Source organism: Streptomyces sp. NBC_00376, assembly GCF_036077095.1.
Taxonomy (GTDB): Bacteria; Actinomycetota; Actinomycetes; order Streptomycetales; family Streptomycetaceae; genus Streptomyces.
In genome coordinates this window covers 2,933,692-2,948,045 of record NZ_CP107960.1, presented here as the reverse complement: position 1 = coordinate 2,948,045, position 14,354 = coordinate 2,933,692, and the positions used below count along the sequence as shown (strand labels likewise).

Annotated in this window: 11 protein-coding genes and 1 pseudogene; 9 read left to right on the top strand and 3 right to left on the bottom strand. The window is 73.5% G+C overall.

The window, feature by feature from the left end:
* Positions 1 to 221 precede the first annotated feature (221 nt).
* The 4 genes and pseudogenes from OG842_RS12975 (at position 222) to OG842_RS12960 (ending at position 3,585) form a co-directional block, all read left to right on the top strand.
* A complete protein-coding gene (locus OG842_RS12975) occupies positions 222 to 1,187 on the top strand; it encodes a zinc-binding dehydrogenase (RefSeq protein ID WP_266729757.1) in 966 nt (321 codons plus the stop codon).
* Between the two features lie 32 nt (positions 1,188 to 1,219).
* Positions 1,220 to 2,673: pseudogene (locus OG842_RS12970) on the top strand (cellulase family glycosylhydrolase).
* 130 nt (positions 2,674 to 2,803) lie between these two features.
* Positions 2,804 to 3,013 carry a sigma factor-like helix-turn-helix DNA-binding protein gene (locus OG842_RS12965; protein ID WP_114249297.1) on the top strand — a complete coding sequence of 70 codons (210 nt, stop codon included), beginning with the start codon at positions 2,804 to 2,806 and terminating at the stop codon, positions 3,011 to 3,013.
* Entirely contained in the window at positions 3,013 to 3,585 is a 573-nt protein-coding gene (locus OG842_RS12960; RefSeq protein ID WP_266729756.1) for a Clp protease N-terminal domain-containing protein, read from the top strand. Before OG842_RS12965 ends, OG842_RS12960 begins: the two co-directional genes overlap by 1 nt.
* 30 nt (positions 3,586 to 3,615) lie before the next feature.
* Here the strand turns inward: OG842_RS12960 and OG842_RS12955 are convergent, their stop codons facing one another.
* Together OG842_RS12955 and OG842_RS12950 are read right to left on the bottom strand one after the other, a co-directional pair.
* Positions 3,616 to 4,629 carry a PadR family transcriptional regulator gene (locus OG842_RS12955; protein ID WP_266729755.1) on the bottom strand — a complete coding sequence of 338 codons (1,014 nt, stop codon included), beginning with the start codon at positions 4,627 to 4,629 and terminating at the stop codon, positions 3,616 to 3,618.
* A 1-nt stretch (position 4,630) separates the two neighbouring features.
* Complete coding sequence (locus OG842_RS12950; RefSeq protein WP_266729754.1) at positions 4,631 to 5,488, bottom strand: DUF4097 family beta strand repeat-containing protein; 858 nt, start codon at positions 5,486 to 5,488, stop codon at positions 4,631 to 4,633.
* A gap of 165 nt (positions 5,489 to 5,653) precedes the next feature.
* Here OG842_RS12950 and OG842_RS12945 point away from each other — a divergent pair, with 165 nt between their 5' ends.
* Positions 5,654 to 6,511 carry a hypothetical protein gene (locus OG842_RS12945; protein WP_266729753.1) on the top strand — a complete coding sequence of 286 codons (858 nt, stop codon included), beginning with the start codon at positions 5,654 to 5,656 and terminating at the stop codon, positions 6,509 to 6,511.
* Positions 6,512 to 6,527: 16 nt separating this feature from the next.
* On the opposite strand, the gene OG842_RS12940 is transcribed toward OG842_RS12945, so the two are convergent.
* A complete protein-coding gene (locus OG842_RS12940; protein ID WP_266729752.1) occupies positions 6,528 to 6,710 on the bottom strand; it encodes a DUF6104 family protein in 183 nt (60 codons plus the stop codon).
* Positions 6,711 to 6,951: 241 nt separating this feature from the next.
* On the opposite strand from OG842_RS12940, the gene OG842_RS12935 reads away from it, so the two are divergent.
* From OG842_RS12935 to OG842_RS12920, 4 genes are all read left to right on the top strand, one after another.
* Complete coding sequence (locus OG842_RS12935) at positions 6,952 to 7,491, top strand: CU044_2847 family protein (protein ID WP_266729751.1); 540 nt, start codon at positions 6,952 to 6,954, stop codon at positions 7,489 to 7,491.
* Complete coding sequence (locus OG842_RS12930; protein WP_266729750.1) at positions 7,488 to 9,554, top strand: VMAP-C domain-containing protein; 2,067 nt, start codon at positions 7,488 to 7,490, stop codon at positions 9,552 to 9,554. Before OG842_RS12935 ends, OG842_RS12930 begins: the two co-directional genes overlap by 4 nt.
* Positions 9,555 to 9,642: 88 nt before the next feature.
* Positions 9,643 to 10,674: an AAA family ATPase gene (locus OG842_RS12925; RefSeq protein ID WP_266729749.1), complete on the top strand. Its 1,032-nt coding sequence runs from the start codon at positions 9,643 to 9,645 to the stop codon at positions 10,672 to 10,674.
* Positions 10,675 to 10,681: 7 nt separating this feature from the next.
* Positions 10,682 to 14,308, top strand: coding sequence for an SAV_2336 N-terminal domain-related protein (locus OG842_RS12920; protein ID WP_266729748.1), 3,627 nt, complete (start codon positions 10,682 to 10,684; stop codon positions 14,306 to 14,308).
* Positions 14,309 to 14,354 lie beyond the last annotated feature (46 nt).

The window sequence follows — 14,354 nt, the reverse complement described above, 5'->3', positions numbered from 1 at the left end:
GGCTTGTTCCCCACCCCGCCCCTTCCCGTAACCGGGGGCTCCGCCCCCGGACCCCCCGCTCCTCAATCGCCGGAGGGGCTGGATTCCGGGCTCTGCCCCCGGACCCCCGCTCCTCGACCGCCGAGGGGCTGGGATGCGCGGCGCGTCCGCCCACCCCGCGCGGTGCGCGTCACACCCGTGGCCGGTTACGCCCGGCCCGTGCCCGGCCTATCGTCGGGGCCATGTTCGCCGCCTACGCATCCCGCATCGACCGCGACCAGCCCCTCAACGGCCTTGAGCTGGGCGAACGCCCCGCCCCCGAGGCTCGACCCGGCTGGACCACCGTCAATGTCCGGGCAGCCTCCCTCAACCACCACGACCTCTGGTCCCTGCGCGGCGTGGGCCTCGCCGAGGACAAGCTGCCGATGATCCTCGGCTGCGACGCGGCCGGGACCGACCAGGACGGCAACGAGGTCGTCCTGCACTCCGTCATCGGCCAGACCGGTCACGGCGTCGGCCCGGATGAACCCCGCTCCATCCTCACCGAGCGCTACCAGGGCACCTTCGCCGAGCAGGTCACCGTCCCCAGCTGGAACGTGCTGCCCAAGCCGAAGGAACTCACCTTCGAGCAGGCCGCCTGCCTGCCGACCGCCTGGCTCACCGCGTACCGGATGCTCTTCACCAACGCCGGGGTGCGCCCCGGCGACTCGGTCCTCGTCCAGGGGGCGGGCGGCGGCGTCGCCACCGCCGCGATCGTGCTCGGCCGGGCGGCCGGGCTGCGGATCTACGCCACCAGCCGCGACGAGGCCAAGCGCAAGCGGGCCGTCGAGCTCGGCGCGATCGAGGCGTTCGAGCCGGGGGCGCGGCTGCCGCAGCGCGTCGACGCGGTCATCGAGACGGTCGGTGCGGCCACCTGGTCCCACTCCGTGAAGTCGCTGCGCCCCGGCGGCACGCTCGTCATCTCCGGCGCGACCAGCGGCGACCGTCCCTCGCACGCCGAGCTGACCCGGATCTTCTTCCTGGAGCTGAAGGTCGTCGGCTCGACCATGGGCTCCAAGGACGAGCTGGAGGACCTGCTGGCGTTCTGCGCGACCACCGGCGTACGGCCCGTCATCGACGAGGTGCTGCCGCTGGACCGGGCCCGCGAAGGGTTCGAACGGCTCGCGGCGGGCGACCAGTTCGGAAAGATTGTGCTCACCTGCCCTTGAGGAGTAAGGGGTGAGCTGCTCTGATCTGCGCCATGCGAATACGGATGCGGATACGGACAGGCAGCGTACTCACCTCGATCGTCACTTCGTTCGTGCTCGCGGCGGGGGCCCTCGCCCCCGCCGCCGACGCACACCCGGCGCGCCCAGCACACCCGGCACCATCGGAACGGGCCGGCATACCCAGCCTCACCGACGACCAGGGCCGCACGCTCACCCTGCGCGGATGGAGCGTCGCGGACAAGGCGAACAGCGGTGACCAGGCGCTGAACGCCATCACCGAGAAGCACTTCCGCGATCTGCGGGCCAAGGGCTTCAACTTCGCCCGGCTGCTCTTCTTCTGGGACGACCTGGAGCCGAGCCGGGGCCACTACAGCGCCGAGTATCTGCGCCGGATCGACCGGGTCCTGGACTGGGCGCAGAAGTACGACATCCAGGTGCTGCTCGACGCCCACCAGGACGTGTTCGGCCCGGCGTTCAACGCCCGAGGCATCCCGGCCTGGGCGACCCGCACCGACGGTCTGCCCTTCACCCCGCACCCCGACGACTGGTTCTCGGAGTACTTCGAGCCCGCCGTGCAGCGCGCCTTCACCCACCTCTACGAGGACGCCGACCTCCAGCGCGCCCAGGCACGGATGTGGAGGTCGTGGCCAAGCGCTTCGGGCACCACCCCGCCGTCCTCGGCTACGACCTGATCAACGAGCCGATGGGGGAGCTCGGCGCGGGCGAGGACCTGCCGACGGCCGCCCGCCGCATCGAGGCCCAGCAGATCACCCCGATGTACAACCGGCTCGCCCGCGCGGTCCGTTCGGTCGACCGCGACAACTGGCTGTTCATCGAGCCCACCCCCATCGTCGGCGAGGGCGTGCCCACCGGACTGGGCGCGATCAAGGACCACCGCACCGTCTACGCCCCGCACTTCTACAACACCGCGATGGAGGCCGGTGCCGACTACGACCCGGCGGCCGGCTGGATCGAGTCGTACGAGGCCGCCATCACCGCGTACCCGAAGCAGCAGAAGATCCCGGTCGTCGTCGGCGAATGGGGCCCGCTGAACAACAAGCTCCCGCAGATGGGCCGCTTCTACCGGGACGCGATGGCCTCCCTGAGCCGCTACAGCTCGGGCTGGGCGGGCTGGGTGTGGTGCTACGGCGGTGGCTACTGCGCCCTGGACGAGAACGGCGCCTTCGCCGCCAACAAGGAGCGGACCGCCACACCGTACGCACCCGCCGTCGCCGGAACCGTCCACTCCGACACGTACGACGACAGCGCGCGCGTCTACCGGCTCACCTATACGGCGGGCCGTCATGGCACCACGGAGATCTCGCTGCCGCCGACCGCAGGGCGGTGGCGGGTCTCGGTCGAAGGCCGCGCCGAGGTCCGTCGCCACGGCGGAGAGGTGCGCGTCCAGGCCCGCAAGGGGGCGCGCATCACAGTGACGGTGACCGGGGCCGGGGCCGGGGCCGGGGCCGGGACGGAGCGCGACTGAGCGGCCCGTACACCGCGCCACGCGCCCCGTACGCCACGCCTGCCACATCGCGCGCCGCACACCGCGCCCGCACACCCCTGCCTGTCAATCACGGTTGACAGGCAGAGGTGTGTCAACCTACGTTGACATCATGACTGAAGCGACGGATCTCGCCGCGCGTGCCGGTGACCGTGACCCCCGGGTGGGGCTGCGGGCGGTCGCCGCGCTGCGCCGGCTGCTGGAGCAGCTCGAAGCCGTACAGGTCAGGAGCGCCCGCGTGCAGGGCTGGTCGTGGCAGGAGATCGCGGCCGAACTGGGCGTCAGCAGGCAGGCCGTGCACAAGAAGTACGGGAGGCAGTGATGTTCGAACGATTCACCAAGGACGCCCGGAGGGCCGTGACCGGCGCCGTGGCCCATGCCGAACGGACCGACGCGGCATCGGTCACCGAGGAGCATCTGCTGCTGGCCCTGCTGGACCGTCAGGAGGGGCGGGCCGCCTTCGCCGCCGCCTCGCTCGGTCTCGTGGACCGCCGCGCGGCCGTCGAGGCCGAGCTGGCCACGGCCCGCCGCCACGGCGGACTGACCCGGGCGGACACGGACGCGCTCGCCGGTCTCGGCATCGACGTGACCGAGATCGTCGCCCGCGTCGAGGAGGCCCATGGGGAGGGTGCGCTGGACCGGGCCCGGCGGCGTGGTGCAAAGCGTCGCCCGTTCACCCGCGGGGCGAAAGGCATCCTGACGCGGTCGCTGCGGATCGCGGCGGGGCGCGGGGACCGCTTCATCGGCGACGAGCACCTCCTGCTGGCCCTCACCGCCTGCCCCGGAGTGGCCGCCGACGTGCTCGCCGCACATGGCGCGACGTACGTGACGGTGACCCGCGCGCTGTACGGGGACGGGGAGGGCGAGGCGGGGCGGTTCAAGGAGGCGGGCTGAACCCGGGTCCTCGAACCGCCCCCCACCCCGTCAGTTCTGCCCGTCGTCGCCCTTCCTCAGCAGCGCCCCGATGTGGGCCGCCGCCGTCGACAGGTGGCGGCGGGCCTCCGTGAGCTGCTCCTGAGTGACGCCCCTGTCCCGGGCCGTGTCGCGGATGTCGTCGCGGAAGCGGTCGAGCAGCCGGTCCAGGTCGCGGGCCGGGTCGCCGGTGCGGGGGGTGTCCTTGCCCCAGTCGTCGTCGGCCCCGGCCGGTTCCGGCTTGACGTAGGGGGGCCAGGTGCCCGTCCTGGCGAAGCCGCCGAGCTGGCCGGTGATCTCGGCCAGTCCCTCCCGTACGCCCGAGGGCCAGTCGCCCCGTGCGAAGTGCTCCTGGACCTGCCGGGCGGCGTTCTGCATCTGCTCGCGCGCCCGGTCCTGGGCCTCCTTGGCCTGACGGCGGGCCTGCTGGGCGTCCTCACGGGCGCGGCGGGACTCGTCCTTCGCCCGGCGGGCCTGCTCCTTCCACTCCTGCTTGGCCTTGCGCAGCTCCTCCTTGGCGGCGCGCCAGGCCTCCTTGTCGCCGAAGTCCCCGAGGTCGCCGAAGGCGGACTCCCAGTCGCCCTTGCGGCCGGAGCCGGAGCCGGAGCCCGAGCCGGAACCGGCGCCCGAGCCGGTGTGCCTGGTCTCGTGTGCGGCGGCCCGCATCTCGCTGCGCAGCTTACCGGCGGCGCCGCGCACGTCGTCCCGTATCTCGGCGGCCAGCTCGGAGACCGAATCCCGGATCTCCAGCTCCAGATCGGCCAGTTCGCCCGTGCGGCCGGCCAGCTCGGCCCGGCCCGCGTCGGTGATCGAGTAGACCTTGCGGCCGCCCTCGGTGGCATGGGTGACGAGGCCCTCGGCCTCCAGTTTGGCGAGGCGCGGATAGACCGTGCCCGCCGAGGGGGCGTACAGACCCTGGAAGCGCTCCTCCAGGAGCCGGATCACCTCGTATCCGTGGCGAGGGGCCTCGTCGAGGAGCTTCAGCAGGTAGAGGCGGAGGCGGCCGTGGGCGAATACGGGGGGCATGTCAGAGCACCTTTCCGGTCGGCTCGGCATCGTACGGACCGTCCTCGGCCGGCGGGCGGCGCAGCAGGGCGATCGATCCCGAGACGGTCGTCGCGCGCAGCTTCCCGGTCCCGGCGCCGAGCGTGCCGGTGATCTTCTTCGCTCCCCACTGGCCGCTGACCCGCAGGTCCTCGAACCCGTTGGAGACGGAGCCGCTCGCGGTGTTGGCCTCGACCGTGGCGTCCGCCGGGTGCGGCAGCCGGATGGCGACCTCGCCGGAGACCGTGGTCAGCCGGATGTCGGTGGGCTTCCCGGTCGGGTCCAGGTCGAGCACCATGTTGCCGCTGACCGATTCGGCCCGTACCGAGGCCCCGGCGCCCTCGACGACCGTCAGATCGCCCGAGACGGAATGGAAGCGGAGCTCGCCGGTCACCGACTGGGCCTCCACGCTGCCGGAGACCGTGTCGGCGAGCACCGGCCCGGCGAGCCCGACGAGCGTGGTGTCGCCGGTGACGCCCCTCACGTCCGTACGCCCGCGGATCCCGGAGACGACGGCGCCCGCGCCGACGACGCCGACCTCCACCGCCGACCCGGCCGGCACGGCGAGCGAGACGACCGCGCTGCGGTGCCAGCCCTTGCGGTCGAACCACTTGAGGAAGTTCTGCCAGGGCAGGTCCTCGTAGGCGACCGTGAGCGCGCCGTCCTCCAGCGTCACGACCAGTGGCGGTCCCTCGATCCCGGAGACCTCCAGCCGGGCGGCCGGCTCCTCGGTGCCGACGACGTTGACGGTGCCTCCGACGATGCGCACGTTGAGCGACGTCACGGGGTCGTCGAAGGTCAGCTTCTGGGGCTCGGCGATGGCCCATGTCGACACAGGCATGGATCTGACCTCCTGGGAAGCGCGGCTGACGCAATATATCGCATCTCTTGGTGAACACGATATATCGCGGATCGGGGAAGTCAAGGCGCGTCGCGATGCCGTCGGCGGATCACCGAGAGGGTCAAAGAACGTCAAATATGGGCAAATTGCCCTAGCGTGTGAGGCATGAATGCGACATCTCCCGCGGGGGCGCTGCTGCTGTGCCGAGCCGAACCGGAGACCGTAGGGCCGGTGGCCCGTCTGCTGCGCGAGCGGATGCTGCTCGCTCCCGCCGGGGACGGATGGTCCGTCCTCGTGCCCGAGGGGAAGCCCTGGCAGGGCGCGGTCGCGGAGGCCGGTGCCGCGGACGTGGTGGAGCCGGTCGACCGCGTCGTGGCCGGCTGGGCCGCCGCGCTCGCGGTCGGCTCGGCGTGGCCCGTGCTCGCCCTGTGGTGGGACGGCGACCGGGCCGGCTGCACGCTCGCCTCCGGATTCCGCCGCCCGGTCGGCTACGTCTGGCTCGCGGACGGCACCCCGGCCGGTGAGGACGAGGCGATGCGTACGCTCGCCGAACGGCTCGGCCTCGATCCCGTGCTGGACGTCCAGGCGCTCGAAGAGCTGATCCGCCCGGACCCGGACGCCGACGCGCGCATCCGGCTGCGCGGGCTGCTCGCCGTACTGACCCGGATCGGGCTGATCCTGCCGCCCGGACTGGACCCGGACACGCCCGGCGACCGGCTGTACGCGGCGGCCGACGACCGGACCGAAGCGGAACCGGTCGCCCGGACCGGACGGCGCGAGGCGGTGAAAGCCGAACTCGACGTGGTGGAGAGCAGTCGCCTCGGCCCCTGGATGCGCGGCCCCAGGGCCCGTGCGCTGGCAGGTGCCCAGTTCGCGGCCGGGCTGCCGCTGGTCCTCTGGGGGATCGGGCGCCGCCGCGGCGGATGGGTGCTCGCGGGGGCGCTGCTGCTGGCGCACGGGGCGCTCGGGCTCGCCTACGGCCGGATGAGGGGCGCCGAGGAGCCCGCGGACGGGCGCGGGTGACCGTTCGTCCTGGCCCCTAGTCCTCGTCCTCGTCGTCGTCGAGCCGGGCCAGCCAGGTCGCGAGGCGCTCGACCGGCACCTCGAAGTCGGGATTGAGGTCGACGAACGTACGGAGCTGCTCGGCGAGCCACTCGAAGGTGACCTCTTCCTCGCCTCGCCGCTTCTCCAGCTCCTCGATACCGCGGTCGGTGAAGTACATGCGGCAACCCTAATGCCTGGTGGCAGCCCCACGAAGGCCGGGAGCGGGTCCCCGGGCCGCGCGCTCCGGCACCTCCACGACCCGTCGCGACCGGCCCCACTCACCCCCGCCGACCCGCCGGGAACCGCCCCGCACCACTGCCGCGTCCCGGTCCGCGCACCCGCCCGCGTACCCGTCCATCTGCCTCGCATCGGACGCGTACTGCCGTTAGCCTGCGGGTAGTTGGGGAACGGGGGGTTTCATGGGTGACAGTGACGCCCGTATTACGCGCATTGAGATGCCCGACGGTACGGAGGTCTGGGCGCGGATCTCCGGCGCCGAGGAGCTGGCGCAGTCCGGCTCGGGCCCGTCGTTCGCGGACATCGGCGCCGGGAACATCGCGGACCGGGTGCAGGCCCGGGTCGAGAGCCTGCAAGGGGTCGTGACCAGCGTGGCGCGTTCGCTCGCCGAGCCGCTGCGGGCCGTGCGGCCCGACGAGGTCAGCGTCGAGTTCGGGATCGAGCTCACCGCGAAGTCCGGCAAGGTCGTCGGGCTGCTCGCGGACGGCGAGGCCAAGGGATCGATCAAGGTCACGCTGACGTGGAACGGCGGCGGGCCGCCCCTCGACCCGCAGGTGTCCGCGCAGTCGCCGGGGCAGCAGCCGGCCACGCCCTCCACCTCTCCCTCCGCCCCGTCCTCTCCCACCGGCCCGTCCGCTCCGTCCGATCCGTCCGCCGGGGCACCCACCGGCGCACCGGCGCACGCGGGCGGCACCGGGCCGGACGACGGAAGCGGATCGTGACGCAGCCGCCGGGCGGGGGCGCGTGGCAGGGGCCGGGCGGCGCCGAATCCGCGCTGATTCGCCTCGTGAAGGACGCCACGGTGCGCATCCATCGTCCGGAGCCCGGGTATGCCCCTGAAGGATCCGACGGCGACTTCCTGGGGAGCGGATTCTTCATCGCTCCGAGCTGGGTCCTCACGTGCGCGCACGTGGCGATGGAGGGGAGGGGGCGTCAGGTGAACGTGGTCTACAAGACCGCTCGTGGCGGCGACGCCGTCAGGGTCGGGGGCACGGTCGTGGCGGCCCTGCCCGAGGAGTGGCCCGGCACGGGCGGCTGGCCGGCCCCCGACCTCGCGCTCATCCAGCTGCTGCGGCCCGTCGAACACCCCTGTGTGTACCTCAGCGAGCGCTCCACGGGCATGAACCGCGGCGCGTACTACTTCGCGGGCTGGGCGGACGGCGGAGCCGGAGCGCTCAAGCGGCTCGGCCGGGAGTGCCGGGTGGTGGGCACCGTCGACGACTGGGCCGACGGCGACGAACAGGTGCTGATCGAGGCGAGCCAGCTGTACGCGGGCATGTCCGGCGGACCCGTCGTCGATCTGGCCAGGGGCGAGGTCGTCGGCGTACTCAAATCACGCTCCATGGATACGAACGGCGGTACGGCGATCGGCGTGGAGCGGCTGCGCACGCTGCCCGTGCCCGACCAGGCCGCCACGGCCGAGTCCGACGACCCGTACCAGGCCGTGTTCCACGCCCACGACCGCTACCACGCCGACCGGCACAACAACCCGGTGGACGACGAGGAGTCCTGGGCGGACGTCCAGCGGGACCTGGGCGCCGTGGCGGGCCCGGCGCTCACCCCGCAGCAGCGCGTCGACCTGCTGGGCCGGCTCGCCAAGCTCCCGCCGCCGGTCAGCACCCGCAGCCTGCTCGACACCCTCGGCGGCCTCGGGTACGGCTACCGGACCGTCGGCGTCCCGGCCCCCCGGGGCTGGCGCGACGGGCTGGGCGTCCTGTACGACGCCCGCGAGGGCGACGAGGCGCTGGAGCGGATCCTGCGCTACTGCATGGGCGCCATCACCGCCGAACGCCCCTATGTGGTGCCCTCCACCCAGCGCGCCGAGGACGCCCTGTGGGACTGGGTGCGCGAGACCGCGAAAGAGCGGCTCAAACCGCCGTTCCGCCGAGAGATGGCCAGGCTCCGGTACCAGGGCCGGTACGACCGGGGCGCCGAGCACGTGCGGACGGCCGAACCGGCCGACGAGCCGGTCCGTCCGGTGCGGGCCCCCACGTTCGTCGTGCTGTATCTGGAGCCCCGCGCCTGGGAGCCGGACCAGTACGACTGGCGGGTCGTCGCCCGGATGACCGCCGACGACCTGCCCGTCACCGAGAACTACCAGGGCACCAGGGCCGACGAACTGCCGGCCAGGCTCGCCGCCTCCCTCGGGAAGGCGTTCCGGATGTGCGACGAGCCCGACAGCCCCGCGATCCTCCAGGTCGTGGTGCCGCCGGCACTGCTCGACCTGGAGGTCGAGAACTGGCAGCTGCCCGCGGACAGCCGGCCCCTCGGGGTCCAGCGGCCGGTGGTCGTCCGGTGCTCGGACGAGGGCACCGCCCCGTCCGACGACGCCGTCCGGGAGCGCGAGGCGCGCTGGAACCGCATCCACACCGGTCCGACCCGGGCCGCCGTCCTGGACTGCGACGACGGAATGCGGGTACCCGTGCCCGTGGCGGCGAAGCTGCGCGGACTGCCGCACGAGACCGTCCCGGTGTTCTGCCGCTACGGCGGCCGGACCGACGCCCAGAGCGTAGCGGGGTTCGCGCGGGTGCTCGACGACGGGTTCGGCGTGGTCCTGTGGCGGCGCCCGAGGACCGAACGGGCCGCGTCCTGCACCGAGTTCCACCTACGGGTCGTCGACACGGTCGACGGGGCGGGTGTGGCCGACCGGCTTCCGCAGAAGATCCATGAACTGAGAAAAGGGGTGCGTGAGGGCAGGCCCGACATGTTCTGGTCGGACGGCATCGCCCTGGTCTACGGAAACCCGCAACCACCCACGCCCGGCCCGTTGTTGCAGGCTCCGTGAACCCTCTTTCGGGGGGTGTCCCGGATGACTACGGTGAACCACGTTCGACTGCTGCCCCTGGCGGACGAGTGATGACGAGGAACACGTTATGAGTGAACCCAGCGAGTGGCTCATCTACCGAGGGGCCGGCGAACCGCACGAAGGCATCGAGCAGTTGCCTCCGCCGCCGCCCTGGCGCGACTTCGCGAGCCGTGGCGCCCCGGACCCCGACGAGCCGGACGGGGACGGCTCCGCCGACCGGCGCCTCGGCGGCCACCGGCACGTCGCCGAACTCCACCGGCCGGGCGCCGAGGAGCTCGAAATGATCAACGCGGCGCTCTATCTGCGGCGTCCGCTGCTGGTCACCGGCACCCCCGGCGCGGGCAAGAGCACGCTGGCTCACTCGGTCGCCCATGAACTGGGGCTCGGCCGGGTGCTGCGCTGGCCGATCGTGAGCCGGACGACACTGCTGGACGGCCTCTACCACTACGATGCGATCGCCCGGCTCCAGGACGTACAGATCGCCGCGCACAGCGCCGCAGCCGGCACGGGCGCCGGCCCGGCCACGGACGATGTGGGCAGTTACATCCGGCTCGGACCGCTCGGCACCGCGCTGCTTCCCTCGGACCGGCCCCGCGTGCTGCTCATCGACGAGCTCGACAAGAGCGACATCGACCTGCCGAACGACCTGCTCAACGTGTTGGAAGAGGGCGAGTTCGGCATTCCGGAGCTGGAGCGGATCGCCGACCGGCTGCCCGACGGCGAGGCGCGGGTACTCGACGACGACGGCAACAAGGTGACGGTGCGGGGCGGCCGGGTGCAGTGCACCGCCTTCCCGTTCGTGGTGCTCACCAGCAACGGGGAGCGGGACTTCCCGGCGCCGCTGATGCGCCGCTGCATCCATCTGGAGCTGGGGCGCCCCGACCACCAGCGCCTCGCCACCTTCGTGCGCGCCCACCTCGGCGACGAGGCGGCGCGCTCCGGGGACGACCTGATCGCCCACTTCCTGGAGCGGTCCCGCAGCGAACTCCTCGCCACGGACCAGCTGTTGAACGCCATCTACCTCACCGACGCCGCCGCCCCGGCCGGCCGCGACCGCCTCGCCGACCTGCTCATCCAGCGACTCGACCGGCCGAGGTGATGGGCTGATGGCGGGCGCCGGCGCGAGACACGGACCGGACGGCGAACACCACCCCGGCGACGGCGACGGCGTGGCGGGGGAGAGGGCTGTGGTGCCGCGTGAGGCGGGTTCCGACGACGACGGTGTTGCGGTGCTGGGCGGGACGGGGCCCGACGACGGTGTTGCTGTGCCGCGTGAGGCGGGTTCCGGCGACGACGGTGTTGTGGTGCCGCATGGGACGGGACTCGACGACGCGGGGCTCTTCCCAGCCTTCGTGGCGCGGCTGCGCGAGGCCGGGCTCGACCCCGACGTCGAGCAGCTGCGCGACGCGCTCTGGCTGGCCCGCTGGGCCCGTCACCCGGACGCGCCGTCTGCCGACCCCGACGCCGACACCGTGACCGGGGGGCAGGGGCACATTCCGGGTGTCCGCCTGCCCCCGGAGCCGCCGTCGAGCGGGCGGCCCGAGGCCCCAGGGCCCGACGCCGCGAAGCCCGCGCACGACGCCCCGGGCGACGAACCCCTGCCACGGGCGGACCCCGGCGACCCTGACCGGCGGATCACGCTCTACCCCGTACCGCGTACCGGACCCTCGGACCGCGCCCGCCCCGGCGGCCCGTCGGGCACGGGCACGGGCGCTGCCCGGAAGGGGCGTACGGCCGCCCTCGCCTTCGGTGTGCCAGCCGCCCCGGCGCTGCCCGCACCCCTCGAACTCCAGCGCGCACTCAGGCCGTTGCAGCGCTACCACCCCGCGTCGCCGCCGCTGCGCAGCACCCTCGACGAGACGGCGACCGCCGAACTCAGCGCCCGCGCAGGCGGGTTGATCATTCCGGTGTTCCGTGGCGTGTCCCGGGGCGAGGCGGTCCTGCAGTGCGTCATGGACGCCTCGTCCTCGATGCTGGTCTGGGACCGGATGTTCGGCGAACTCCAGCAGATATTCGCTCAGTTGGGTGCCTTCCGGGACGTGCAGGTCCGCTATCTGCACCAGGGCCCCGACGGCGCGGCCGCGGTGAGCCGCAGCCCCGACCCGGCCGCGGCGCCGCTGAACTCCGCGGACCGGCTGAGCGATCCGACCGGCCGCCGGGTCACCGTCCTGGTCAGCGACTGCGCCGGTCCGCTCTGGCACAGCGGCCGGGCCCACCGGCTGCTGCACCAGCTGGCCGCGCAGGCCCCGGCCGCCGTGCTCCAGCCGCTGCCGCAGCGGATGTGGAACCGCACCAGACTGCCGGTCACCTACGGTTCGCTGTCCCGGGGCGACGGACCCGGCGGAGCCGCCGTGCTCAAGGTCGTGGAGCAGCCGGGTACGGGCCCCGCCGTGCACCCGGGGGCCCTCGCCGTACCCGTTCTCCCGCCGGTGGAAGGGGCGCTGGCGGCCTGGGCCCGGCTGCTCTCCGGCACCGGATCGGGACAGATCTCCGGCGCGGTCGGCTGGGTGCGGGCCGATCACCCGGCGGCGGCCGCGCAGCGTGCGGGCGATGGACTCTCCTCGCTCCAGCTGGTCAGCCGCTTCCGCTCGGCGGCCTCACCCGCCGCCGGGCAACTGGCCGTCTACCTCGCGGCGGCCCCGCTGCACCTCCCGGTGATGCAGCTGGTGCAGCGCACGATGCTGCCCCACTCGGGCCCGTCCGAACTCGCCGAGGTGCTGCTCAGCGGGTTGCTGACGCGGAGCAGGAACGAGGACGGCGGTGAGCACGACGGCCAGTGGTACGAATTCGTGCCCGGCGTCCGGGAGGCGCTGCTCGGCCCGCTGGGCCGCGACGAGGCGCTGCTCGTGCTCAAACACTGTTCGCAGTACATCGAGCAGCGGTTCGGCAGGGGCGGGCCGAACTTCCCGGCCCTGGCCTTCGCCCAGCTCGGCGAACGCCGGCACGAACGCAGATACCCGTCCACACCGGCCACCGCCGGTACGGACCCCCTGGAGGACGGCACGCCCGACGGGGGGATCGAGGAGGGTGGCGAGAACGAGGAGAGCGGCGCAAGCGGCGGGTCGCGCGTCCCCCACCCCTTCGCCGAGGTCGCGGTCCGCGTACTGGAGCGTTTCATGCCCCTGCCCGAGCAGTTCGTGATGCGGACCGGACGCGGGGGCCACCCGAGCCCCGTACGGACCCCGAACACCGCGGTGGAGAGCGCCCGCGCCCTCCTGCGGCAGTTCGAATCGGACAGCATGGTGCAGTACCTCATCGACGCCGTGCAGCTTCTGCGCGGCGCCGCCGTGCGCGAGGAGCAACCGGACACCGACCCCGCACTGTGGGCGGAATACGCCCGCTGCGTGCTGCGGCTGTGGGAGGTCCAGGGCGACGCCGAACTGCTCCGCGAGGCCGAGTACGCCGCCGAACGGGCCGCCGCGCAACCCGCAGCGGTACGCGAACGGGCCGTACTGGCCAAGGTGTTGCACGCCGCAGCCGACGACCGGCGGCGGCGCGGCGACCGGCGCGGCGCGCTGGAGCTGCTGCGCCGTGCCGACCGCGAGTACACGGCCGCCTGCTCGGCCCCCGGCCTGGACCCCGCCGAGGCCCTCCGGCTGACCCTGGAACGGGTGAGGGCCCTGGAGGCGCAGTGGCGGCTCGACGGCGACACCGCCCTGCTCCAGGCCGCGTGCGGAATGCTGGAGGCGTTCGCCGATGTCTGGCCCGACCAGGAGAACCGCCCCACAACCCTGCCCCTGGCGCACGGAAGGACCATGCTGAAGCTGGCCGGGGCCACCGCCGACACCGAACAGTCCCGGGTGTACGCGGGCCAGGCCGCACGTTCCCTGCGCACCGCCTTCGAACAGGGCGGCGGCCGGCACACCCTGGGCACCGAGGTGCGCGTCCTGCTCGATCTGGTGGACGCCCTGCTCGGCTCCGGCGAGGAACCGGACGAGGCCGCGACACTCGTCGAACAGGCCCTGGCGACCGTACGCGATCAGCGGCAGCGCGCCGCGCTGCGGATCAGGGCCGGCCGGGTCCGCGCCGCCCGGTACGAGCACACCGGCGAGCCCGACGAACTCGTGGCCGCCGCCGACTGGTTCGCCCGCGCCGCCCGGGACGTCCCCCGCGACTCGCGCGCCCACACCGACCTGCTCGCCGAATGGGGCGGCACCCTGCTGCGCCGGGCCCGGCTGCCGGACGGCCGCCCGCACATCGGCGCCGCGATCCGGGTGCTGCGCGACTGCCGTACGGAGACGCCGGCGGGCAGCACCCGCCAGGCCGAGCGGCTGCTGATGCTGGGCCGCGCACTGATGCTCCGGCACCGTGCCACCGAGGACCGGGTCGACCTCCGCGAGGCCGAGCACCTCTTCGGCCTCGCGGCCCAGGAGGCGGCCGACCCGCTGACCGAGGCAAGCTGCTGGCTGGAGCTGGGCCGCTCCCACCTGGACGCCGCCCGGGTGCTCCAGCGCCCGGCCCGGCTCGACGACGCGGCCGAGGCGTTCCGGGGGGCGGCGGAGGCGGCCGGCCGGGCGGAGGCGGAGCTGGACAGTCCGCAGCAGGTCTGGCAAGCGGTGGAACTGGGGGCCACGGCCAACCACTGGCGGGGCATGACGTACGAGCGAGCGGGACGCCCCCGGGCCGCACGCGACGCGTACCGCTCGGCCCGCCAGGAATGGCGCAAGCTGCCGGACGGCGGCGGATCGGCGGGCGGCGCGACCGCCGAGCGGCTGGCGGAGCTGGAGCGCTGACGGGGCGCCGGACGGCGCGGGGCGGGCGACGTGGGGCTTCGCGTGG

Bases quoted from the DNA above. Each gene is read 5' to 3' on its own strand.
- OG842_RS12975 (WP_266729757.1), top strand. From the start codon at position 222: ATGTTCGCCGCCTACGCATCCCGCATCGACCGCGACCAGCCCCTCAAC.
- OG842_RS12965 (WP_114249297.1), top strand. From the start codon at position 2,804: ATGACTGAAGCGACGGATCTCGCCGCGCGTGCCGGTGACCGTGACCCC.
- OG842_RS12960 (WP_266729756.1), top strand. From the start codon at position 3,013: ATGTTCGAACGATTCACCAAGGACGCCCGGAGGGCCGTGACCGGCGCC.
- OG842_RS12955 (WP_266729755.1), bottom strand. From the start codon at position 4,629: ATGCCCCCCGTATTCGCCCACGGCCGCCTCCGCCTCTACCTGCTGAAG.
- OG842_RS12950 (WP_266729754.1), bottom strand. From the start codon at position 5,488: ATGCCTGTGTCGACATGGGCCATCGCCGAGCCCCAGAAGCTGACCTTC.
- OG842_RS12945 (WP_266729753.1), top strand. From the start codon at position 5,654: ATGAATGCGACATCTCCCGCGGGGGCGCTGCTGCTGTGCCGAGCCGAA.
- OG842_RS12940 (WP_266729752.1), bottom strand. From the start codon at position 6,710: ATGTACTTCACCGACCGCGGTATCGAGGAGCTGGAGAAGCGGCGAGGC.
- OG842_RS12935 (WP_266729751.1), top strand. From the start codon at position 6,952: ATGGGTGACAGTGACGCCCGTATTACGCGCATTGAGATGCCCGACGGT.
- OG842_RS12925 (WP_266729749.1), top strand. From the start codon at position 9,643: ATGAGTGAACCCAGCGAGTGGCTCATCTACCGAGGGGCCGGCGAACCG.
- OG842_RS12920 (WP_266729748.1), top strand. From the start codon at position 10,682: ATGGCGGGCGCCGGCGCGAGACACGGACCGGACGGCGAACACCACCCC.